This is a genomic window from Janthinobacterium longum (genome assembly GCF_051380735.1).
In the GTDB taxonomy this organism is placed as follows: domain Bacteria; phylum Pseudomonadota; class Gammaproteobacteria; order Burkholderiales; family Burkholderiaceae_D; genus Janthinobacterium.
Genome location: NZ_JBNYXQ010000017.1, coordinates 1 through 22,672, shown reverse-complemented (window position 1 = coordinate 22,672; position 22,672 = coordinate 1). Strand labels below are relative to the sequence as shown.

Below are 22,672 nucleotides of genomic sequence, written 5' to 3'. Positions count from 1 at the left end.
TCCCACCCCTTCCCATCCCGAACAGGACCGTGAAACAACTTTGCGCCGATGATAGTGCTGCAACCAGTGTGAAAGTAGGTTATCGTCAGGCTTGTTATTCGTAGTAGAGAGAAACCCCGATCAGCAATGATTGGGGTTTTTTTTCGTCTGGTGATTCGGCAGCTTTCCCGGCCTCGCTAAGGCATGATCAATTCCCTTGTTGGACTGAGCTTACGTAAGCGTCTGTTCAGAGCCGTCTTGAGCGCAGCGTCATTTTGACCGATGATGGCATCACACCGCTGGGAAGCGGCGTGTTTTTCAGACCGTGGCAGCAGGAACGTTGCAGTTCCAAGGCAGGAAGTCGTCAACGCGGTTGACGGGATGATCGGCGATATGCGTCAGCACATGGCGCAACCAGGCTTCGGGGTCGACTCCGTTCAGCTTGGCCGTGCCGATCAGCGAGTAAATGGCGGCTGCGCGCTCGCCCCCGCTGTCGGCGCCGGCAAACAGGTAATTGCGGCGCCCGATGGCGATGCCGCGCAGCGCCCGTTCGGCAGCCGAGTTGTCGATCTCGATGGCGCCGTCGTCGCAGTAACGCAGCAGCGCCGGCCACTGATTCAGAGCGTACTGAATCGCCCCAGCCGTGTCCGATTTTCGCGAGAGTTTGTCGAGCGCGGTGCGCAACCACCGTCCGAGGTCGTCGAGCAGTGGCCGTGAGCGTTCCTGCCGAACGGCTTTGCGTTCGTCGGGCGGCTTGCCACGGATCCCAGCTTCGATCACATAGAGCTCGGCAATGCGCCGTAGCGCCTCGGTTGTCAGTGGCGACGGCCGGAGCACGTGCAGGTCGTGGAATTTACGGCGGGCATGCGCCCAGCAGGCTGCTTCCTTGATCGCATCACTGTCGTAGAGAAGGTTAAACCCGGCATAGGCATCGGCCTGCAGCACGCCGGTAAACCAGGCCAGGTGTGTCTGCGGATGAATGCCTTTGCGGTCCGCCGAGTAGGCGAACCAGACCGCCGGCGGTGCTGTGTCGCCAGCGGGCCGGTCATCGCGAACATAGGTCCATAGCCGGCCGGTTTTGGTTTTGCCATTGCCTGGTGCGAGCACCGGCACTGGCGTGTCATCGGCGTGCAGTTTGGTGGCCGCGAGCACATGTTGCCGGATCGCGTCGACCAACGGGCGCAACAGCGCGCTAGCGGCCCCCACCCAGCTCGCCAGCAGTGCGCGGTCCAGGTCAACACCCTCGCGTGCATAGATCACGGACTGGCGATACAGCGGCAAGTGGTCGGCGAACTTGGCCACCAGCACATGGGCCAGCAGGCCCGGACCTGCGATGCCGCGCTCTATCGGCCGGCTCGGTGCCGGCGCTTGCACGATGGCGTCGCAGCAGCCACAGGCCAGTTTTGGTCGCACATGGCGGATCACGCGGAAGCTGGCCGGCGTGAACTCGAGCTGTTCGGCCACATCCTCGCCAAGTGGGCTCAAGGTGCCACCGCATGCCGGACAGGCGTCGACCGGTGGCAAGTACACTTTCTCGTCGCGCGGCAGATGATCGGGCAAGGGCTTGCGTGGCGCGCGCCGACGCGGTGCCGGATCCGCCGCAGGCATTTCCCGCTCAGCCTCTGCGTCATCGGCCTGCAGGTCTTCCAGTTGGAGTTCAAGCTGTTCGATCTGGTGGTCCAGCTTCTCGGACTTGCGGCCGAATTGCATGCGCCGCAGCTTGGCGATCTGTAGCTTCAGGTGCTCGATCTCGGCGGCACGTGTCGTCAACTGCGCTTGCATGTTCAGCAGCGCGTCGCCCTGGGTGGCGATGGTCGCGTCGCGTTCGCGCACCAGGCGCTCGCTGGCCAGCAACAGCGCCTTCAAGGCATCGATGTCGTTGGGCAGGTCGATTGAGCTAAGCATGCGCCGAGTTTACGCGAGCTGCGTGACGTTTACAAGGCCGATGTGGGCCGCCATGTGCGTTCCGGCCGGCGCCAATCGATGCCCTCAAGCAGCATCGAGAGCTGCGCCTGCGTCAACGCCACGCTGCCGCTGGCGGCCTGCGGCCAGACGAAGCGGCCACGTTCAAGGCGCTTAGCCAGCAGGCACAAACCATCGCCGCTCCACCACAGCACCTTGATCATGTCACCGCGCCGGCCACGAAACAGGAACACGTGACCGCTGAACGGATCTTCAGCCAGCGCGGTCTGCGCCTTCGCCGCCAAACCGTTCATGCCAGAGCGCATGTCGGTTACGCCGGCAGCCAGCCAGATCTTGGTCCCAGTAGGCAAGCCGATCATGGCAGCAGCCTAGCCAGCAGCAGCGTCAGCATGGCCGTATCGACCGTGCCTTCCAGGCGCAGCTGCGCCTGGCCCACACTCAGTACAATGACACCGGGCGCGCAGCCTGCGACCGGCGCGGTTACGGGCGGCGTGTCGAGCACAGTGACTGCCACCAACTGACTCGGTGCGTTACCATCGGCCAGCGCCTCGCCACCGAAACGTTTGCGCCAACTGAACAGCTGATTGGTGTTGATGTTTAGCTCGCGGGCGATCAGTGATACGGATGTGCCGTCGACTTCGGTCCGCGCCACGGCGGCGCGCTTGAACTCATCGCTGTGGCGGCGATACGGGCCTCGTTTCGCCCTGGTTGTGACTGGTTGAATTATTGTGTCCATAATTAAATTTGTGGGCACAATCAATTTGTGCCCCAGATTCAATCATGACGATGGGCGGTGTTTAAGGTAAGACGGTGGTGGACAGACGCTTACGAGCTTACTGCATCCCAGCTCAGCGCAAAGCGGGCCAGGAATTTCTTGAGCCGGTCGGCGTCGTTGGGCTTGGCCTTGGCGTCGCGCGACACGGCATACAATTTGCGCCCAGCATCGGACAGGCTGTTCGATTGCCTGCATACCTGTATTACCGAGTGCAGCTGCAGTGCATCGAACAGATCAAGCTGCGCGGCCGCTTCCTCGCCCATCAGCGCTGCCAGATTCACTTCTTGATGGTCGGTCTGGCTGCTGTGCGCTTGCCATAGAACCCTCAGGCGCTTGATCTCCTGGTCGACTACGCTATCGCCAATGCGGCCAGCCTCCGACAAAGTGGCCATGCGCGTGACCGCCGCCGACAGATCGCGGAAGTTGCCGCGCCAGGCAGCCGATGGCGACATGGCGAAGCGCATGAAACGTTCGCGCGCCTCCTTGTTGAAGCGCACGCGCTCGCCGGATTCGTCACTGTATTGCGCCAGCAGGTATTCGAGGTTCGGTTCGATATCTTCCGGCCGGCTTGCCAGGCCGGGCAGTTCATACGTCCACAGATTGATGCGGGCATACAGGTCTTCGCGAAAGCGCCCGGCTGCCACCTCTTTTCCAAGATCGCGATTGGTGCCGGCGATCAGCTGGAAGTCGCTTTGCACTTCCGTGTCGGCGCCGACCGGAAAAAAACGTTTTTCCTCGATCGCCTTTAACAGCATGGCCTGCTCGTCCAGCCCCAGTTCGCCGATTTCATCGAGGAACAGCAAGCCCTTGTGGGCACTGCGCAGCAAGCCCGGACGGTCGGCGCCGGCGCCCGTGAATGCTCCCTTGATATGGCCGAACAAGGTCGACGCCGCGCCGTCGCCATGCAAGGTGGCGCAATTGAGGTCGATGAATTTGCCATCGAGCTGGTGGCGCGATTTTTTCAGTTCATGGATGCGCCTGGCCAGGAAAGACTTGCCGGCACCGGTCGGCCCCATCAGCAGCATCGGTGCTTTCGACTTGATGGCAACCCGCTCGATCTCATCGACCATGGTGTTGAACTGCGCGTTGCGGGTGGCAATGCCGGACTTGAGGAAGGCCACGCCGGCCGCCTGCTCGCGCGTAAAACGCTGCGCGATCTGGTCGTAGCGCGACAGGTCGAGGTCGATCAGGGCATAGCTGCCCGGATTGTTCGCGTTCTGGCGTTTCGGTGGCGAAGTCTGCACCAAGCGGCCGGGAAAATAGCGCGCCTCCGTCATCAAAAACATGCAGATCTGCGCCACATGGCTGCCGGTGGTGATATGGATCCAGTAGTCTTCCTGGTCTGGATCGAACGGGTAGGCACTGGCGAAATCGTACAGCGCTGCATACACATCTTCAAAATCCCAGGCGTCCCTGATCGGCAGGTCGTGTGCGACCAGTTCGGTTTCCGGTGACACGCTGGCGATATCGTGCGATACCTGGCGCACCAGGTGCTCGAATTGCGACCCGGTGTACAGCAACTCGAAGCGGTCGATCACCTTGTCGTCATGCTGCGTCAACGCCACGCTGGGACGCCACTTTTCCCAGCGTGCCGCACCCCTGCCATTGTCGAGCTGCGTGCCCAGGAAGCCGATCACGACCGTACGTTTTGCTTGCATATGTAAGATAAAAACTTATCTGAAAAGATAATCTTACATGAAAATATGAATCTGCTAGTTTTTCGCTGAAAAACTATCGTTAAAAATTCATGCATCTAATCAATAAGTTAGGAAGATTTTTTGAAAAATTCAAAAGCTGGCACAGCGCTTGCAATAGAGAGGATACAAACGAGATAAAACGAGTAGAAGAGAGGATCACATCATGGCCAACTTGCAGTTATTCCAGAGCGCAAAACAAACCAGCCTGCTGCCAGCGGCGCTGGCCGTCAATGCCGAAGGCGCGCCAGCGTATGCGCTGTCGCCGCGCCACCAGCTGGCGCAATATGCGGCCACCGGCTGCCTGAACACGACGTTCTACGCCAGCGCCGAAGCGCAGCTGGCCATGGTGCTGGAATTGTGCAAGGCCATCGATCCACGATTTATCGCACAAACGGCCGTATATTGCCGCGAGCGTGGCCATATGAAAGATGTGCCGGCCTTGCTGGTGGCCGTGCTGGCCGGGCAGGGGGCGCAGCAACTGGCGCCGGCCTTCGCCCGCGTGATCGACAATGGCAAGATGCTGCGCAACTTCGTGCAGATACTGCGCTCGGGCGCGGTGGGTCGCAAGTCGCTGGGAACGCGTCCGAAAAAGCTGGTGCAGGCGTGGCTGAACAGCGCGTCCGAACAGGCATTGCTGGCGGCGTCGGTAGGCAACACGCCGTCGCTGGCCGACGTGGTAAAGATGGTGCATCCGAAGCCGCAGCAAGCGTGGCGCGCCGCCTTCTTTGCCTGGCTGATCGGCAAGCCATATCAGGCCGCGGACTTGCCGCCATCGCTGGCCGCTTTCGAAGACTACAAGGCCGATCCATCACTGCCGGTGCCTGAGGTGCCGTTCCAGATGCTGACCGCGCTGCCCTTGTCGCGTGAACAGTGGGCGCAGATCGCGCGCCAGGCCGGCTGGCAGATGCTGCGCATGAATTTGAATACTTTTGGCCGTCATGGCGTGTACGAGATCGACGGCATGGCCGAATTGATTGCAGGGAAACTGCGCGATCCGTTAGCCATCGGCAAGGCGCGCGTGTTTCCCTACCAGCTGATGTCGGCCTGCATGGCGGCCGACGACAGCGTCCCGGCCATCGTGCGCGCTGCCCTGGAACAGGCGCTGGAGCTATCGCTGATGAACGTGCCGCAGGTCGCGGGCAAGGTGGTGGTGTGTGCCGACGTGTCCGGTTCCATGTCTTCGCCGGTCAGCGGTTACCGCGGCAGCGCGACGTCCATCATGCGCTGCATCGACGTGGCGGCGCTGGTGGCGGCAGCCATGCTGCGCAAGAATCCGGGCACGGTGGTGCTGCCGTTCGAGCAAAGCGTGGTGGAATGCGCACTCGATGCGGAAAACAGCGTGATGGAGAACGCGGCCAAGCTGGCCGCGCTCGGTGGCGGCGGTACCAATTGCAGCGCGCCGCTGGCCCGCATGAACTGGAAGAAGATGCAGGCCGACCTGGTGATTTTTGTCTCCGACAATGAGTCATGGGTCGATGGCAAGCGGCAGGGTGCGACGGCCACGATGCGCCAGTGGCAGCAGTTCAAGCGGCACAATCCGCAGGCCCGGCTGGTGTGCATCGACATTGCGCCGCATGCCACCACGCAGGCCTGCGAGCGCGACGATATTCTGAATATCGGCGGTTTTTCCGACGAGGTATTCAAGATGATCGCCCTGTTCGCTTGCGGCCAGCTGGACCCCGCCCACTGGGTGGGGCAGATAGAAGCCATCGAGTTCGCCGTGGTGTGATGGCCACCAGGCAGTACGCATGAATGCGGACAGGACTACATCTCAAGACGTCTTGCCCATCCCTGGTCATGCTCAGCTGTACCCGTTGTACCCCGAATGCAGACAGGATTACATCGTAAAACCGCGTCAAACCGGTCTGGCACCTGCCGGAAATCTTGTCACCCCTGGTCGGGCCCCTCATGATGATAAAAAGAAGAGAGAGCATATGAAAAACGAAGAATACGAAGTAATGCATGCCGAAGGCAGCCGTCCCGTCAAAATGTGGACCCGTGGCGTGCCGGTCGAAGAAGCAGCGAAAAAGCAGCTGCGCAATACGGCTACCCTGCCATTCATCTACAAGCATATTGCCGTGATGCCCGACGTGCACCTCGGTAAAGGCTCGACCATCGGCAGTGTGATTCCGACCCTCGGTGCGGTGATTCCGGCCGCCGTCGGTGTCGATATCGGCTGCGGCATGATGGCGGCGAAAACCACCTTGAGTGCGAACGATTTGCCGGATAACCTGGGACCTTTGCGCAGCGCCATCGAGCGCGCCATCCCGCACGGCATGTCGCCGAAAACGCGCGGCCATCGCGGCCGCGACGAGGGTTCGTGGCATACGCCGCCGTCGGTGGTCGACGCGGCCTGGCTGCAGCTGAAAGATGAATTCGATGCGATCTGCCTGAAAACGCCGAAGCTGAAAAACACCAATAACTACCGCCACCTGGGAACGCTGGGTAGCGGCAACCACTTTATTGAAGTGTGCCTGGACGAGCAAGGCGCTGTCTGGTTCATGCTGCATTCGGGCTCGCGCGGCGTGGGTAACGCCATCGGCAGCCACTTTATCGAACTGGCCAAAGAGGACATGCGTACCCACTTCATCAACCTGCCGGACCAGGACTTGGCCTATCTGGCTGAAGGCACGCAGCACTACAATGATTACGTGGAGGCGGTCGGCTGGGCCCAGCGCTTTGCGCGCAACAACCGCGAAGTGATGATGCAGAACTTGATCGCCGCCGTGCGCACGGTGATCCACAAACCATTCGAGACGCATGTGGAAGCGGTTAACTGCCACCACAACTATGTGCAGAAGGAGCACCACTTCGGCAAGGATGTGCTGGTCACCCGCAAGGGGGCGGTGTCGGCGCGCGAAGGTGAGCTGGGCATCATTCCCGGTTCGATGGGCGCGAAGAGTTTTATCGTGCGCGGAAAAGGCAACGCCGAGAGCTTCCATAGCTGCAGCCACGGCGCCGGGCGTACCATGAGCCGCACCGAAGCGAAGCGCCGCTTCAATCTCGATGACCAGGTGCGCGCCACCGAAGGTGTCGAGTGCCGCAAGGACGCCAATGTGATCGACGAGATTCCGATGGCGTACAAGGATATCGATGCGGTGATGCTGGCCCAGCGCGAACTGGTCGATGTGGTGCATGTATTGAAGCAGGTCGTCTGCGTCAAGGGATAGAAAGAGAAATAATATGATCGAAATCGATGGGTCGCAGGGCGAGGGAGGTGGGCAGATACTGCGCTCCGCCTTGACCCTGTCCATGATCACGGGCCAGCCGTTCCGCCTGAAGGGCATCCGCGCCGGCAGGGCCAAGCCGGGCCTGCTGCGCCAGCATCTGGTGGCGGTGCAGGCGGCTGCACAGATATGCGGTGCGCGCATGTCACCGGTCGGCCTGGGGGCAAGCACGCTGGAATTCGTGCCTGGCCCGATACGCGGTGGCGATTATCGCTTTGCCATCGGTAGCGCGGGCAGCACGACGCTGGTGCTGCAGACGCTGTTGCCGGCGCTGCTGCATGCGGATGGGCCGTCGACGGTACAGGTCAGCGGCGGCACCCACAATCCGCTGGCGCCGCCCGTGCATTTCCTGCAGCGCGCGTATGGCCGCATCATGGAAAAAATGGGTGCGCGGATCGACATCGAGCTGCTGCGCTTCGGTTTCATTCCGGCCGGCGGCGGCGAGGTGCGCGCTACCGTGCAACCATGCGCACGCCTGCAGCCGATCGAGCTGCTGGCACGTGGCGAGCGCAGGGACGGTTACACGGAGAGTTTTGTCGCCGGCGTGCCGGCCGGCGTGGCGCAGCGCGAGCTCGATTCCATGGCATTGGGCATGGGCTGGAGCGGCGAGCAGTTGCGCCTGCGCGGCTTGCCGGGCGAGCAGGGGCCGGGCAATGTATTGCTGCTCACGCTCGAACACGACCATGTGACGGAAGTGTTTGCGGCCTTCGGCGAGAAATCGGTCACGGCCGAAGCGGTCGCCAAGCGTTTGCTGGGCGAGGTGCGCCGCTATTTGAAATCCGACGCGGCCGTCGGCGAACACCTGGCGGACCAGTTGCTGCTGCCGATGGCGCTGGCCGGTGGCGGCGCGTTTACCGCCACCGGCATCTCGCAGCATGCGCTGACGAATGCCGATATCATCGCCCGCTTTTTGCCGGTCACCATACGCTTCGAGCCGCATGCGCATGCGACCCTGTGCACGGTGGAAAACGCGGCTTAACAGCGCGACTAAAAAACGTACTGCGCGCTGGCGCCCAGCAGCCAGTTGCGGCCCGGCGCCGCTTCGTAATAGCGCTTGTTGCTGTCGCCGACGATGACCGAGCCCACATAGGTCCTGTCGAACAAGTTGTTCAGGCGCGCGAACTGCTTGAAGCGCCAGTTGCCCATGCTTTGCCTGGCATTGACCCTGGCATTGAACACGGTGTAGCCGGGCGCCGGCTTTTCCTGGTTGCTGTCTTCGGCATACACCTTGTTGCTGGCCACCGTTTCAAACGCTGCGCCGTAGCGTTCCAGCGCGTCTTTCCACGCCAGTTCGGCAAACAGGTTGGCGCTTGGCACGCCGGGCAGGCGACTGCCCTTGGCGACGGCGCCAAAGGCTTCGTCATACACGGCGTGCAAACTGGTCAGCGCCCACTTCGTGGTAAAGCCATGGGGCAGGCTGGAGTCCAGCGACACTTCCACGCCCTGGCGCACGGTCTTGCTGGCGTTTTTATAGCTGGTGCGCCCGCCGCTGGAAACGTCGACTACCAGTTCGTCATCCGTATGCACCTGGAACACCGCCGCATTCAGCTGCGTATTGTCGTTGATGCGCGTCTTGATACCCGCTTCCAGGTTGGCGCTGGTGGCCGGTTTCAGCTTGAAGTTGAAGCCACTGCCGCTGCCCGAGTAAAACAGTTCGTTCAAGGTTGGCGCCTCGAAGCCGCGCGCGGCGCTGGCGTACACATTGAGGTTGGGGTTGAGCTGGTACAGCACACCGAGCACCGGCGTCGTATGGCTGTATTCCAGGCTGCCGCTGTCGTTGCCGTTGCCGAGGTAATGGTCATCGACGGCCACTTTCATCTTGCTGTGCCGTACGCCGGCGCTCAGCATCCACGGGCCGCTTTGCCATTCGGCCTGGATATATGGGTCGAGGCTGGAGACCACATCCTGCTCGTCGCGGCGCAGCCGCCCCTTCAGGCCGAAGACATCGCCGATATAGTTTTCATAGCCGGTGCGGTCATCCTGCGAGCGGCCGTAGTCGATGCCGATGGTGGTACTGAGCTTGCCGCCGGCCAGCTGGTTGACATGGGTCCAGTTGGTGTCGATACCGTAAAAGTCGCGCTTGAAGTCGACCACGCCGCCCGAATGGGTGGCCGGTGCCTGGAAACCTTTGGTAAATGCCTGGTACTGGATCACGTCGCGGTTGCCGCCATACGCCATCACGTGCAGGCGGTCGTCGCCGAAGCGCTGTTCCCAGGTAGCGCCGATCTGCTGGTGATCGATGCTTTTGCGCGTGTTGTAGCGCTCGGCCAGGGTGCGTTTCGGATTTTGCGGGTCCGTCGCGTCAAGCTCGCCGGCGCGTGGATCACGCTCGAAGGTGGCCCAGGTGGCGCCCAGCGGATCTTGCGTATTGCCCTGATGCAGGCTGTTGGCGACGATCGTCAGCTTGCTGTCGGCAGTCGGCTTGACGGTGATCTTGCCAAACGCCTGTTCGCGCGTGGCGGCGCTGTGGTCGCGAAAACCCTCGGTGCGAAAGCGCGAGCCGTCGAGCACATACGCGACGCCGTTCGCTTCGCCCTGCGCGTTCAGGTCGACCTTATTGGTGCCGTAGCTGCCGCCGGTGACATTCAATTCGACCGACGGCGGGTTTTGCCCGTCTTTCGAGAACAGCTGGATCACGCCACCCGCATGGTTGCCGTAAATGGCCGAGAATGGCCCGCGCAGCACTTCGATGCGTTCGGCCGTATCCAGATTGAAGGTGGCCGCCTGGCCCTGGCCATCGGGCATGCTGGCCGGGATGCCGTCGCTGATCAGGCGCACGCCGCGCACGCCGAAGGCCGAGCGTGCGCCGAAGCCGCGCGACGAGATCTGCAAGTCCTGCGCATAGTTCTGGCGGTTCTGCACCACCAGGCCCGGCACGGCTGCCAGCGCCTCCGAGGCATTCACGCGGATCTGCCCATCCTGGATGCGCGCACTGTCGACGACGTCGATGGCGGCCGGCATATCGAAACTGCGGTGGCCGACGCGCGTGGCGCTGACCACCACCACGTCGGCAATGGGCAGGCCGGCCACCTGCGCATCGGCCCCGGTTTCGGCGGCCAGCGCGCCGGCGGCGGGCCAGGCGCCCAGCGTGAACAGGGCGGCGACGGCGTTCAAACGGAATCGGTACTGCTTCATGAATTCTCCAGTGATGTGAGGCTAGTGCACAGCTAGTGTGCGGCGTGGTCGATGTCGACGCTGGTCCTGAGGCGCGGCGCGGCGGGCGGACGGCTTTCGATAAAGCTGCGCACCGCCCAGATTTCCCCGGCAGTCAGCACATCGCGCCATGGCGGCATATAGACGATGCCCGCGCGGACCTTGCCCGCCTTTACCGACATCATAAAGTAGGCATCGACATCCTGCAGGCAGCGTGCCTGCAGTGCGCTGTCCTTCAGTTGCTGGCAAAAGGCGTTCAGGCGTCGCAAATCGGGCGCCTCGGCCGACGGCTGGGTCGCTTCGGCGCCGTGGCAGCGGGCGCAATTGGCCTGGAATACCTGCCTGCCCAGATCGATGGCGGCCGGGTCGCCGCGCGAGGGAGTGGTGTCGGTGGCGTGTGCGAGCAATGGCAGGAACAACAGCAGCAGTCGGTACATGGCGAAGCTCCGGTATTACCAGCCTGGCGGGCAGCCGGTGCAGCCCTCCAGGTTGGCATCGGGGAAAATGGTGAAGCGCAGGATGGCGCGCTCCAGAGTGGCGTTTTTCAGGTTCGATCCCCAGAATTTCGCTTCCTGCAAGTCGGCATCGACCAGGCTGGCCCCGACCAGGCTGGCCAGGTTCAGGCGCGCCGCTTCCAGGCTGGCGCCGCGCAGGTCGGCGCCGTCCATGTCGGCCCGCATCAGCCGGCTCGTTTCCAGGTTGGCTCCGGCCAGGATGGCTTTCCTGAACGAGGCGCCCGGCGCATTGAGCGAATAGGCCATCGCCCCCGTCAGGTCGGCGCCATCGAGCAGGGCGCCGGCCAGGTTGGCGCTGCGCAGATTGGCCCGCATCAGGCGCGCACCGCGAAAGTCGGCGCCGTGCAGGTCCTTGCCGACCAGGTTGGCGCCGCGCAGGTCGGCGTTGGCGCATTGCGCGTACGGCCACAGATGGCAGCCATTGATGATGGTGACTTCGGCTGCGGTTTCGCCGTTGAGGACCTGTGCGAAGGCGGACTGCGGCGCCAGGCACAGGGCCCAGCACAGCAGCGCGCCGGCAGCCTGCAGGCGTACCGGCGCGGTTCTCATTTGCTGGCCACCCTGGACGGTGCTTTCGGCAGCTTGAACACCCAGTAGCTGCCGCCTTGCGTCACCTGCTTGGTCAGCTCGGCCATGTCGCCGCCCCACAGCGGCACCGCGCCGCCATAGCCGCTCGACAGGCCGATATACTGCTCGCCGTCCTGTTCCCAGGTGACGGGCACCGACACCACGCCGGAGCCGGTCTGGTACTTCCACAATTCCTTGCCGGTCTTCGCGTCGAAGGCCTTGACGAAGCCGTCCGAGGTCCCGGTGATCAAGAGGCCGCCGGCGGTGGTCAGGGTGCCGCCCCACAGCGGGAATTTCTCCTTGTTTTCCCAGACGATCTTGCCGGTCTTCGGATCGATGGCGCGCAGGGTGCCGATATGGTCTTCATACAGGCGCTTGATGCGGAAGCCCTGGCCCAGGTAGGCCGAACCAGCCTTGTAGTGGATCTGCTCGGTCCAGTAATCCATGCCCCAGTGATTGGCGGGGATGTAGAACAGGCCGGTGTCGGGCGAATATGACATCGGCATCCAGTTGGTACCGCCCAAAAATGGTGGCGACACGAAGACGGCCTTGCCCTTGTCGGCACCCGCTTCCGGCAGCGGCGGGCGCTTGCCGTTTTCCACCGGCCGCCCGGTTTTCAGGTCGATGCTGGTGGCCCAGTTGATGCCGTCAACGAAAGGCCAGGCATTGATCAGGGAAGTCGGCTTGTTCGGGTAGCCGGCGCCTGTCGCCAGCTTGCTACGGTCGGTTACGTAGAAGAATCCATTGCGGTCGGCGTGGGCCGAGGCCTTGATCAGCTTGCCCGTCCTGGCATCCTTGTAGTCGAACAGCACCACCGAGTTATTGCCTGAAAAATCCCAGGCGTCGTTCGGCGTGTGCTGGTAAAAGCCTTTCAGTTCGCCCGTGCTGGCATCGACATAGGACTGGCCCGAGGTGAACAGGCTGTCCCAGTTGCGCGGGTCGTCGCCTTCCTTGGTCCGTTCCCAGGTATTCCATGGCGCCGGGTTGCCGGCGCCGATGACGATGGTATTGGTTTCGGGATCGAACGACGCCGTCTGCCACGGCGCGCCCCCGCCGTGCTCCCACGATTCGCGCAGCTTGCCGTCCTTGTCGCGCGGCCAGCTGGGCGCTTTTGCGTCTCCAGTCGGGGTGCCCGGCTTGCCATCGGCGCGGCCCACATGGCCTTCGACCAGCGGCCGTGCCCATACTTCCGCGCCGGTATCCGGATCGCGCGCGAACAGCCAGCCCTGGGCGCCGAATTCATCGCCCGAGTTGCCGTGTATGAGCAGTACGCGGCCGCCTTTTTCGCGGATCACGAATGGCGCGCCCGTCATCGTGTAACCGAGTTTCTGGTCGCCGAATTTTTCGTTCCACATCACCTTGCCGGTGTTCTTGTTCAGCGCCACCATGCGCGCGTCGAGCGTGCCGAAATAGACCTTGTCGCCATAGATGGCCGGGCCCCGGTTGACCACATCGCAGCATGGGCGGATATCGTCGGGCAGGCGGTGTTCATAGGCCCACAGCTGCTTGCCGGTCTTGGCGTCGAGTGCATAAATGCGCGAGTAAGAGGCGGTCACATAGATGATGCCGTCATGCACCAGCGCCTGGGCTTCCTGGCCGCGCTGCTTTTCGCCACCGAACGAGAAGGTCCAGGCGGGCACGATCTGGCCGACATTTTTCGTGTTGATTTTTTTCGCCAGGCTGTGGCGCTGCGCTTTCAGGCCCAGGCCGTAACTGAGCACATCGGCGGTACCCTTGTCGGCGTTGGCGATATCGTCCCAGGTAACTTTGGTATCGGCCGCCGAGACGGCGCCGGCGATCAGGGCGAGGATGGCGAAAGCGATCGGACGTGGAAATTGTGGCTGCATGCTGGTCTCCCTTGTTGGTTTTTATGGTGGTGCGACGTGGTTGCCATGGGTAATTGAGCAACATGCGTGCCAGGCTTTTTCCACGGCGCGGGCGCGTCGGTATGCGCCGTACTGCCACAGTTGGCAACGCGGCGCTGTGCTGTTTTGTTACAGTGCGGCGTCGCTGCCGGTGGCAGGGCCGGGCTGGCACAAGGGTTGCTGTTGGGAGCAGGGAAGGCCGATATGCGCCTTCCTATAACCACAACAGGAGACCATCATGCACCCAGTACCACGCCGCCATTTCCTTTGCCAGTTGCTCGCCGTCGGCGGCATGGGCGCAGCCTCGCTCGCCGGCGCACAGTCGACCGCGCCGAAAGTCGACGAGGACAGCGACCAGGCCAGGGCACTCGGCTACCGCCACGACACGACCAGGGTCGATACGAAAAAATATCCGCAGCACAAGCCGGCTCAGCACTGTGCCAACTGTTCTTTCTTCCAGGGCAAAAAGGATGATGCGTGGGCAGGTTGCGCCATGTTTGGCCGCAAACAGATTGCGGCGCCGGGCTGGTGCCTGGCCTGGGCAAAAATTCCGGAGTAATAAGGGGTAGCAAGCAGAGGCAGCAGAGGCGCTGCCGTGGCAGCGCCTGCTTTTGATGACAGGCGTGATCCTACAAAGGCACTTCGCGCCGCGTCTCCAGATACGCCTTCACCGCCCAGATCGCCTCCTGGCTGAATACGCCTTCGAACGGCGGCATATAGACGGCGCCATTGCGCGAGCGTCCATGGCGTACCGTGTCCAGCACATACTGATCAATTTCCTGAGCGCAAGCCTCTTTTTTCTTGGCATCCGACAAGGCCGCGCAGTCATTGTCGAGCTTGCGCAAGTCGGGCGCCATGCCGCCCGAAACGGCTTCCAGTCCGTGGCAGCGGGCGCAATTTTGCGTAAAAGCGGAGTTGCCGATCCGTATCGCTTCCGCATTGTTCCTGTACGGATTTTCCGTGCGCCACTCGGCGCCCAGTTGTGGCAGTGTGGATGTGTCGACCGCCTGTGGCGTCATGTTGCCATGTGCCCAGACGGCGGCGGCCAGTATGCAGGCAAGGCCGCCAGCGGCAAGCCGCACGCTGCGCAGGCGGCTGGTTTTTCTGTTAGTGTTGACAGCAATATGTGGGGTCATGATGGTCTCCGTTGTGGTTATGCGCTTGATCGCGGCATGACCAGGGTAGCAATCGGTATGCCATCGCGCGCATCGCCAGTGCGCCTTGTTGCCATGCGTGCTGCGCTGCTCAGAAACGCAACAACTGTCGGGCGCGGATGATCCCATTTGACGCAGCTTTGCGCGTGGCGAACGGTCACCGCCGCTGTTTGCGTGCTGGCACGGCATTTGCAAAACAAGAGATCAGGATCACCTGACGAATAATCCAAAGGGCCGCCTCCCGGCGGCTTTCATCGAAGCCAAGACCAACGAGAAAGAGGACGACATGAATCTGGCAGACATCAGCAAACTGGGCGTAGCCAATCCCTTCAAACAACGCTACGACAACTATATCGGCGGCAAATTCGTCGCTCCCGTCAAAGGCGAATACTTCGGCAATATCACGCCGATCACCGGCCAGGTCTTCTGCGAAGTGGCCCGCTCCACTGCCGAAGACGTTGAGCTGGCGCTGGATGCCGCGCACGCGGCCAAGGACGCATGGGGCAAGACCTCGCAAACGGAACGCGCCAATATCCTCAATAAAATCGCCGACCGCATGGAAGCGAATTTGTCGCTGATCGCCACCGCCGAGACCATCGACAACGGCAAGCCGATCCGCGAAACGACGGCTGCCGACATTCCGCTGGCGATCGACCATTTTCGCTACTTCGCCGGCTGCATCCGCGCCCAGGAGGGCTCGGTTGCGCAGATCGACTCGGAAACCTATGCCTATCACTTCCACGAGCCGCTGGGCGTGGTGGGCCAGATCATTCCGTGGAATTTCCCTATCCTGATGGCCGTGTGGAAGCTGGCGCCGGCCCTGGCCGCCGGCAATTGCGTGGTGCTCAAACCGGCCGAGCAGACGCCGGCCTCGATCATGGTCCTGATCGAACTGATCGGCGACCTGCTGCCACCGGGTGTGCTCAATATCGTCAACGGCTATGGCCTGGAAGCGGGCAAGCCGCTGGCCTCGAACAAGCGCATCGCAAAAATCGCGTTTACGGGCGAAACCGGCACCGGCCGCCTGATCATGCAGTACGCAGCGCAGAACCTGATACCCGTCACGCTCGAATTGGGTGGCAAGTCGCCGAATATCTTCTTTGCCGACGTGATGGACGCCGATGACGCGTTCTTCGACAAATGTCTGGAAGGCTTTGCCATGTTCGCGCTGAACCAGGGCGAAGTGTGCACCTGCCCGTCGCGCGTGCTGATCCAGGAATCGATCTACGAAGCGTTTATCGCCCGCGCCCTGGAGCGGGTGGCGAAGATCAAGCAGGGCAATCCGCTCGATGCCTCCACCATGCTGGGCGCGCAGGCGTCGCAGGAACAGCTGGAAAAAATCCTCTCGTATATCGACATCGGCAAGCAGGAGGGCGCCGAAGTGCTGGCCGGCGGCGAGCGTAATACGCAGGGCGGCGACCTGGAAAAAGGCTATTACGTGCGTCCTACCGTCTTCAAGGGCGACAACAGCATGCGCATCTTCCAGGAGGAGATCTTCGGACCGGTGGTGTCGGTGACCACCTTCAAGGACGAAGCCGACGCGCTGCGCATCGCCAACGATACCTTGTATGGCCTGGGCGCAGGTCTGTGGACGCGTGACGGATCGCGCGCCTTCCGCGTTGGCCGCGCGATCCAGGCCGGCCGCGTGTGGACCAATTGCTACCATCTGTATCCGGCCCACGCCGCGTTCGGCGGCTACAAGCAGTCGGGCATCGGCCGTGAAAACCACAAGATGATGCTGGACCATTACCAGCAGACGAAAAACCTGCTGGTGTCGTACAGCCCGAACGCGCTGGGCTTCTTCTAAGGAGCGATGATGACCATGGAACGCGTGACGGCCACCCCGGCCGCGCTGGAGATGCTGGCTACCTTGCGTGGCAAGCATGGGCCGCTGATGTTTTTCCAGTCGGGCGGCTGCTGCGACGGCAGCGCGCCGATGTGCTACGCGGCCGGCGAGTTCAATCTGTCCGACACCGACGTTTACCTCGGCAATCTGGACGGCACGCCGTTCTACATGGGCATCGAGCAGTTCGCGTACTGGGAACATACGCAATTGATCATCGACGTGGTCGATGGCAATGGTGGCATGTTCTCGCTCGATAACGGCACGGGCCGGCGCTTCCTGACCCGTTCGCACCTGTTCACCGACGAAGAACTGGCGCAGCTGGGGCAACCTGCCAAGGTTGCCAGTCCATAGTTTGTTGCCACCTGGGTCCGGAACCATGCGGGCGTCATCTCCCCGTTCGCCCGGACACGGTTTTAGCTGACGGCTGCGGCCGTCAGTTTTTTTGCCCTCTGCTCCTGCTCCGGCTTGTGACAGTGTCTGTCGCACCATTGATTCGTTCTAGCACAGCGCACGCCGTATTCCTGCTGCTCTCCCCTTATTTTGCCAGGCATGCAAATTGCCATGGTCAACTCCATCAAACACAGACGATGGAGACCATCATGACAATCGCAGCGCGCTGCCGGCGTGCCGCCACGCTGATCATGTGTCTGGCGACAGGTGTGCTGGCGCTGCTGCTTGGCGCCTCGCCCGTGCACGCAGGTGTAATGACACAGGCCGAACTGGCGCGTCGCTTTCCGGCGCCATTGTCGGTCGGTGAACGCGATGCCGAACTGCCGGTCTGGCCCTTGTTCCGCCAGGGCGCCGGCGGCAATGTGCTGGCCGGCTATGTGTTCGAGTCAAGCGACCTGGCGCCCATCCCCGGTTTTTCGGGCGTGCCGGTCAACCTGCTGGTGGCGATTGACCCTGCCGGGCGCTTTATCGGCGTCGAGGTGCTGTCGCAGCATGAGCCGGTGTTCCAGTATGGCCTGGGTGAGGCGCCGCTGTTTGAATTCGTCAGGCAGTACCGGGGGGTGTCGCTGAGGCAGAACATCCATATCGAAAACCAGGCCAGTCGCGCGCGCCAGCCTGAGGCCTCGCGCGTAACCATCGACGGCATTTCCAAGGCCACGGTCTCGGTGCGCATCATCAATGAAAGCGTGCTGGCGGCGGCCTTGCTGGTGTCGCGCCGCAAACTGGGTTTTGGCGCGGGCAAGGGCGCGGCCAGGATGGCACGCGTGCGTCCCGATGTGATGGAAACGCTGTCTTTCAAGCGCCTGCAGGATGACGGTTTGCTGCGCCATCTGCGTGTCTCGAATCGCGAGATGGAACAGCGCTATGCAGGCAGCGACGGCGCGCGGCTCGATGAAGAAGGATTGCGCCAGCCGGACGCCATTTTTATCGATCTGTACCTCGCTTGCGTGTCGGTGCCGGCGGTGGCGCGCAGCCTGCTCACCGAAGCCAGCGTGGCCAAGCTGAAACCCTGGATCGAAGCGGGCGACCAGGCGATGCTCGTTATTTCGTCGGGCCGCCACCGCGTGCCGGGCGACGATTTTACGCGCGGCGGCATTCCCGATCGCTTGCTGCTGCGCCAGCACCAGCTGGCCATCGACCTGCGCGACCTGGATCTCGATCTGAAACTGCTGCCTGGGATTGCCGTGCCTCCGGACGCCAGCCTGACGGTGTTTCGGATTCCTGCCGAAGCGGGCCTCGATCCAGGCGCCGCATTTGATTTCAGCGTGCCGGTCACGCGCAGCAAGGGCCAGTTCTATCCCGAGCGCATTGTGCGCGAGCTGCCGGTTACCTATCGGATACCGTCGCGTTTTTTAATTGCCGCGCCAGGCGGCGCCAGCTGGCACGCAGCCTGGCAGGCGCAAAGGATGGCCCTCCTGATCCTGGCGGGTGGCCTGGCGGTGCTGGCGGTGGCCCTGTCGCTGCCGCGCAAGATCAGCGCCAACGGCCGCCGTTTTCACTGGTTTCGCGGCACCTACCTGTTGTTTACCATCGGCTTTATTGGCTGCTACGCGCAGGCGCAGCTATCGATCGTCAATCTCACCGGCGTGATCCAGGCCCTGGTGGCCGGGCGCAGCCTGTCGTTTCTGCTGCACGATCCGATGACGGTGGCGTTGTGGGGCTACGTGCTGCTGTCGCTGCTGCTGTGGGGGCGCGGTACTTTCTGCGGCTGGCTATGCCCGTTCGGCGCGCTGCAGGAGTTGACCGGCAAGCTGGCGCGCCTGTGCAAGCTGCCCCAATTGAAATTGAGCCGCGCCCGGGATGCGCGCCTGAAGCTGTTCAAATACGGGGCGCTGGCGCTGATACTGGCCAGTGCCGTTACCGGCTTTGCCGTCGATACGCTGGTGGAGCTGGAACCGTTCAAGACGGCCATCACCCTCAACTTCGTGCGCGCCTGGCCGTATGCGGCTTATGCGCTGGCGCTGCTGGCGGCCAGCGCTGTTGTGCATAAATTCTTTTGCCGCTATCTGTGTCCGCTGGGCGCCTCGCTGGCGCTGCTGGGACGTTTTCGGCTGCTGGACTGGATACCGCGCCGCAGCGAATGCGGCACGCCGTGCCAGACTTGCCGCCATCGCTGCGACTACCAGGCGATCACGCCCGATGGCGCGGTGGTGTATGCGGAATGCTTCCAATGCATGGATTGCGTGGTGATACACGAAAGCGAACAGCGCTGCGCACCGCGCCTGCTGGACCTCAAGCGCACCCGCACCATCCCGATTCATGCCGTTCCAGGAGGCGCCACATGAAACGCCGCAGTTTCTTGAGCGCCTCGCTGGGCGCCATCGCCGCAGGGAGCTGCGCCTGGCCGCGCCATGCACCCGTGCATACCGGTGTCGCACTCGCCTTTGGCACCACCATCCAGATCGCGCTGGTGCATGCCGACGAGCAGGTGGCGCGCTCGGCGATCAGCGACGCGCTGGCGGCGGCCCAGCGCGTCGACCGCCTGATGAGCATTTACCAGCCGGCCAGCCAGGTCTACCAACTGAATCGCAACGGCGTGTTGCACCGACCCGATCCGCAGTTGCTGGCGGTGCTGGCGCAGGCGCGCACATTGTCGCAATGGACGAACGGGGCTTTCGATATCACCGTCCAGCCTTTGTGGCGCGCCTGGCGCGAGGCGGTCGCGCGCGGCGTCTTGCCGTCCCCGGCGCAGCGGCGGCAGGCCCAGGCGAAGGTGGGCTGGCGCCAGGTTGAATTTGACGAACGGCGGGTAGCGCTGGCGCCCGGCATGGCGATCACCCTCAACGGCCTGGCGCAAGGCTATGCGGCCGACATGGCGCTGGCGGCCGTGCAAGCCCATGGCATCCGGCATGCGCTGCTCGACACGGGAGAATTCGTGGCGCGCGGACGCAAGCGCGCGCACCAGCCGTGGGCGCTCGGCGTGCGCGATCCGCGCGACGGCCAAGCGCTGGCGGCGACCCTGTTCATCAACGGCTGCGGCGTGGCGACCTCGGGTGATTATGAAAGCGTATTTACTCCCGATTATCTGCACCATCACATTTTTGATCCCGCCGTGGGCGATTCGCCGCAGGAGCTGGCCAGCGTCACCGTGATGGCGCCCACCGGCATGCTGGCCGATGGCTTGTCAACCGCCTGCATGGTGCTGGGCCGTGAAAGAGCGGCGGCGCTGGCGGCCAGCTTGCCTGGCGTCGACCTGCTGGCGATCGACAAGCAGGGCCGCGAATGGCGTTCGGCCGGCTTTCCACTGGAAGCATCATGATTGCTTGCCTACTTCAGGCCGGGAATTTTCCGATAAATCGTATTGCGCGATACGCCCAGTGCGCGCGCCGTGGCCGAGACATTGCCGCCGTTCGCCGCCAGCGACTTGAGTATCACGGATTGCTCCATCTCTTCCAGCTTGGCGCCCTGTGCCATCAGGCGGTCGGTGCCGGCCTCCATGGCCGCTGCCGTATCTGTATCCGGATCCGGACTTTGCTCGATATCGTCGAGGAAGTCGTCGGGCATATGGCGCAGGCAGATTTCCGTCTCGTCGCCGGCCATCACGATGGCGGTGCGCAGCAGATTGGTCAACTGGCGGAAGTTGCCGGGCCAGCGGTGCTGGCGAAACAGCGCCAGGATTTCAGGCGACACGTGATGGCGGCCGTGTTCCGCTTCCGTCGACAGGATTTTCCTCACCACGGTTTCCAGGTCGGTGCGCTCGCGCAGCGGTGGCAGCTTGACCACCAGGCCGTTGAGCCGGTAATACAGGTCTTCGCGGAACAGGCCGCGCGCCATGCGTTCGCGCAGGTTGTGGTTGGTGGCGCAGATCAGCTCCACGTTGACGGGTATCGACTTGTCGCTACCCAAGGGCGTGACCATGCGTTCCTGCAGCACGCGCAGCAGGCGCGCCTGTAAGCTGAACGGCATGTCGCCGATCTCGTCGAGGAACAGTGTGCCGCCATTGGCCTGCAGGATCTTGCCGACCGCGCCTTTCTTGCGCGCGCCGGTAAACGCTCCGTCTTCATAGCCGAACAGTTCGGATTCGATCAGCGTTTCCGGAATCGAGGCGCAGTTGACGGCCACAAAGGGACTCATCGTGCGCGGTGAATCATTATGGATCGCCTGCGCCAGCAATTCCTTGCCGGTGCCCGTTTCGCCCATGATCATGATGGGGATATCGCGGCCCAGCACGCGCGTGACCTTGTCGATCACCAGTTCCAGCTGCGGGTCGCCGGTGCGCAGGTAGCGCAGGCCGGATAAGCGGCGCGCCTGGGCCGCAGCCTGGTTGGCAGCAATGGCTGGTGCTGGCCTGTCGTTGCTCAGCGATTGCTGGAACACGCTGTTGGCCAGCCGCAGCTGGGCGCGGCCGTAGACGCGCACGCCGTTGTGCATGCACAGGGTCAGCAGGCCGGGCGCGGCGGTGCGGTAGTGGTCGTACAGGGCAGAGACGGGCAGGCCGAACAGCGAGCTGAAAGTATGCGATTGCAGCGCCGAAAATGGCAGGCCCAGTTGAAACAGGCCATTGCGATTGGAGGCCAGGAAGCGCCCACCGGGACTGAACGAAGCAATCCCCTCCATCAAGGTGCCGATGAATTCGGGACGGGTATGAAAGTGCAGGGTAATCGCATCTTCAAAGGTAGCCGAGAACAGCTGGTTTTCAATCATCAGCGCTGACATGCGCACCAGGGCCATGGTGTGCTTGTGAAAGCTGCGCTGGTCGCCCGATACGTCCAGCACGCCGATGACCTTGCCCAGGTGATCGGTAATCGGCGCCGCCGAGCAGGTCAGGAAATGATTCGCCTCCAGGTAGTGCTGGTCTGCATGCACGAGAGTCGGCGACTTTTCGGCGATCGCCGTGCCGATCGCATTGGTGCCCTTGCTGGCCTCGGACCAGGCCACGCCCGGCTGCAGCGCGACCCGGCTGGCTTTTTCCAGGAAGTCGTCGTCGCCTAGTGAGTGCACGATGACGCCTGTCGCGTCCGTCAGTATCACCATATTGTGGGTATTGACGATCTGCTGGTACAGCGTCTCCATCGCCGGCACGGCGTGCGCATGCAGCAGCCGGTTCTGTTCGATCAGCACCGTCAGGTCGCTGCACGCCAGAGGGCTGAAGTCGGCCACCGATTCCGGTCGCAAGCCGTAGTCGACCGAGCGCCGGTGCGAGGTTTCAATAATCAGCGGCATATTGTCCGGCCAGGCGGACGCGGGAGCAGAGCTGTTCAGATCTGACGCAGTGGGACGGTGCATGATGGTCTCGTTGTCTCGGTTGGCCGTCGCTCCTGGGCGCGGCTCTGTGTGTACCTGCACGGGTGTTCCATAATGTAGCACCTGTACCGGAAGGTAGCAAAAGCCGCCTTGGCTGCTGTTGCTGTACCGGTAATAAGCAAGGTGAGTGCCAGCTCAAAATAGTTCTTGCAGCCGCTGTGGCGGCTGGCTATAATTCGCCCCCTCGCTGAACGATGCATGCAAATGCGGAGCAAAGCAGAAAAAAGATGGTTGACGAAATAGCTGAAACGCTTCATACTCTTCCTTCTTCGCAGCT

At 62.6% G+C, this 22,672-nt stretch carries 18 protein-coding genes and 1 rRNA gene; 9 read left to right on the top strand and 10 right to left on the bottom strand.

Annotated elements, in window-relative coordinates:
* Positions 1-91: ribosomal RNA gene (gene rrf, locus ACQ4WM_RS24470) — 5S ribosomal RNA — on the top strand; the annotation flags it as partial.
* 206 nt (positions 92-297) lie between these two features.
* Here the strand turns inward: rrf and tnpC are convergent.
* The 4 genes from tnpC to rtcR form a co-directional block, all read right to left on the bottom strand.
* Positions 298-1,884 (bottom strand): IS66 family transposase, encoded by a 1,587-nt coding sequence (tnpC, locus tag ACQ4WM_RS24465; RefSeq protein ID WP_436549254.1) that lies wholly within the window; start codon positions 1,882-1,884, stop codon positions 298-300.
* 29 nt (positions 1,885-1,913) lie between these two features.
* Entirely contained in the window at positions 1,914-2,261 is a 348-nt protein-coding gene (gene tnpB / locus ACQ4WM_RS24460) for an IS66 family insertion sequence element accessory protein TnpB (protein ID WP_436479135.1), read from the bottom strand.
* A complete protein-coding gene (locus ACQ4WM_RS24455; RefSeq protein ID WP_436549253.1) occupies positions 2,258-2,638 on the bottom strand; it encodes a transposase in 381 nt (126 codons plus the stop codon). Before ACQ4WM_RS24455 ends, tnpB begins: the two co-directional genes overlap by 4 nt.
* An 89-nt stretch (positions 2,639-2,727) precedes the next feature.
* Entirely contained in the window at positions 2,728-4,335 is a 1,608-nt protein-coding gene (rtcR, locus tag ACQ4WM_RS24450; RefSeq protein ID WP_436549252.1) for an RNA repair transcriptional activator RtcR, read from the bottom strand.
* A gap of 202 nt (positions 4,336-4,537) precedes the next feature.
* Between rtcR and ACQ4WM_RS24445 the strand changes: the two genes are divergently transcribed.
* The 3 genes from ACQ4WM_RS24445 (at position 4,538) to rtcA (ending at position 8,580) form a co-directional block, all read left to right on the top strand.
* Complete coding sequence (locus ACQ4WM_RS24445) at positions 4,538-6,103, top strand: vWA domain-containing protein (RefSeq protein ID WP_436549251.1); 1,566 nt, start codon at positions 4,538-4,540, stop codon at positions 6,101-6,103.
* Positions 6,104-6,308: 205 nt separating this feature from the next.
* On the top strand, positions 6,309-7,544 hold the full coding sequence (locus ACQ4WM_RS24440; RefSeq protein WP_436549250.1) for an RtcB family protein: 1,236 nt from the start codon (positions 6,309-6,311) through the stop codon (positions 7,542-7,544).
* 13 nt (positions 7,545-7,557) lie between these two features.
* Positions 7,558-8,580, top strand: a complete 1,023-nt coding sequence (rtcA, locus tag ACQ4WM_RS24435; RefSeq protein WP_436549249.1) for an RNA 3'-terminal phosphate cyclase — start codon at positions 7,558-7,560, stop codon at positions 8,578-8,580.
* An 8-nt stretch (positions 8,581-8,588) separates the two neighbouring features.
* Here the strand turns inward: rtcA and ACQ4WM_RS24430 are convergent, their stop codons facing one another.
* From ACQ4WM_RS24430 to ACQ4WM_RS24415, 4 genes are read right to left on the bottom strand one after another with little or no spacing between them, the layout of a single operon-like run.
* Entirely contained in the window at positions 8,589-10,736 is a 2,148-nt protein-coding gene (locus ACQ4WM_RS24430; RefSeq protein ID WP_436549248.1) for a TonB-dependent receptor family protein, read from the bottom strand.
* A 32-nt stretch (positions 10,737-10,768) separates the two neighbouring features.
* Entirely contained in the window at positions 10,769-11,191 is a 423-nt protein-coding gene (locus tag ACQ4WM_RS24425) for a c-type cytochrome (protein ID WP_436549247.1), read from the bottom strand.
* 15 nt (positions 11,192-11,206) lie between these two features.
* A complete protein-coding gene (locus ACQ4WM_RS24420) occupies positions 11,207-11,818 on the bottom strand; it encodes a pentapeptide repeat-containing protein (RefSeq protein WP_436549246.1) in 612 nt (203 codons plus the stop codon).
* The gene (locus ACQ4WM_RS24415) at positions 11,815-13,683 is read right to left on the bottom strand and encodes a methanol/ethanol family PQQ-dependent dehydrogenase (protein WP_436549245.1); all 1,869 of its coding nucleotides are present in this window, start codon (positions 13,681-13,683) and stop codon (positions 11,815-11,817) included. Before ACQ4WM_RS24415 ends, ACQ4WM_RS24420 begins: the two co-directional genes overlap by 4 nt.
* Before the next feature lie 256 nt (positions 13,684-13,939).
* On the opposite strand from ACQ4WM_RS24415, the gene ACQ4WM_RS24410 reads away from it, so the two are divergent.
* The gene (locus tag ACQ4WM_RS24410) at positions 13,940-14,260 is read left to right on the top strand and encodes a high-potential iron-sulfur protein (RefSeq protein WP_436549244.1); all 321 of its coding nucleotides are present in this window, start codon (positions 13,940-13,942) and stop codon (positions 14,258-14,260) included.
* Between the two features lie 70 nt (positions 14,261-14,330).
* Here ACQ4WM_RS24410 and pedF read toward each other — a convergent pair whose 3' ends face one another.
* On the bottom strand, positions 14,331-14,837 hold the full coding sequence (gene pedF, locus ACQ4WM_RS24405; RefSeq protein WP_436549243.1) for a cytochrome c-550 PedF: 507 nt from the start codon (positions 14,835-14,837) through the stop codon (positions 14,331-14,333).
* 304 nt (positions 14,838-15,141) lie between these two features.
* Here pedF and adh point away from each other — a divergent pair, with 304 nt between their 5' ends.
* The 4 genes from adh to ACQ4WM_RS24385 all read left to right on the top strand — a co-directional run bounded on the left by adh (position 15,142) and on the right by ACQ4WM_RS24385 (position 20,410).
* The gene (adh, locus tag ACQ4WM_RS24400) at positions 15,142-16,662 is read left to right on the top strand and encodes an aldehyde dehydrogenase (RefSeq protein ID WP_436549242.1); all 1,521 of its coding nucleotides are present in this window, start codon (positions 15,142-15,144) and stop codon (positions 16,660-16,662) included.
* A 6-nt stretch (positions 16,663-16,668) separates the two neighbouring features.
* A complete protein-coding gene (locus ACQ4WM_RS24395) occupies positions 16,669-17,052 on the top strand; it encodes a DUF779 domain-containing protein (RefSeq protein ID WP_436549241.1) in 384 nt (127 codons plus the stop codon).
* A gap of 248 nt (positions 17,053-17,300) precedes the next feature.
* Positions 17,301-19,436 carry a 4Fe-4S binding protein gene (locus tag ACQ4WM_RS24390; RefSeq protein ID WP_436549240.1) on the top strand — a complete coding sequence of 712 codons (2,136 nt, stop codon included), beginning with the start codon at positions 17,301-17,303 and terminating at the stop codon, positions 19,434-19,436.
* Positions 19,433-20,410, top strand: a complete 978-nt coding sequence (locus ACQ4WM_RS24385) for an FAD:protein FMN transferase (RefSeq protein ID WP_436549239.1) — start codon at positions 19,433-19,435, stop codon at positions 20,408-20,410. The genes ACQ4WM_RS24390 and ACQ4WM_RS24385 overlap by 4 nt, the downstream gene beginning before the upstream one ends.
* A gap of 8 nt (positions 20,411-20,418) precedes the next feature.
* On the opposite strand, the gene ACQ4WM_RS24380 is transcribed toward ACQ4WM_RS24385, so the two are convergent.
* Positions 20,419-22,377: a sigma-54-dependent Fis family transcriptional regulator gene (locus tag ACQ4WM_RS24380; protein WP_436549238.1), complete on the bottom strand. Its 1,959-nt coding sequence runs from the start codon at positions 22,375-22,377 to the stop codon at positions 20,419-20,421.
* Positions 22,378-22,672 lie beyond the last annotated feature (295 nt).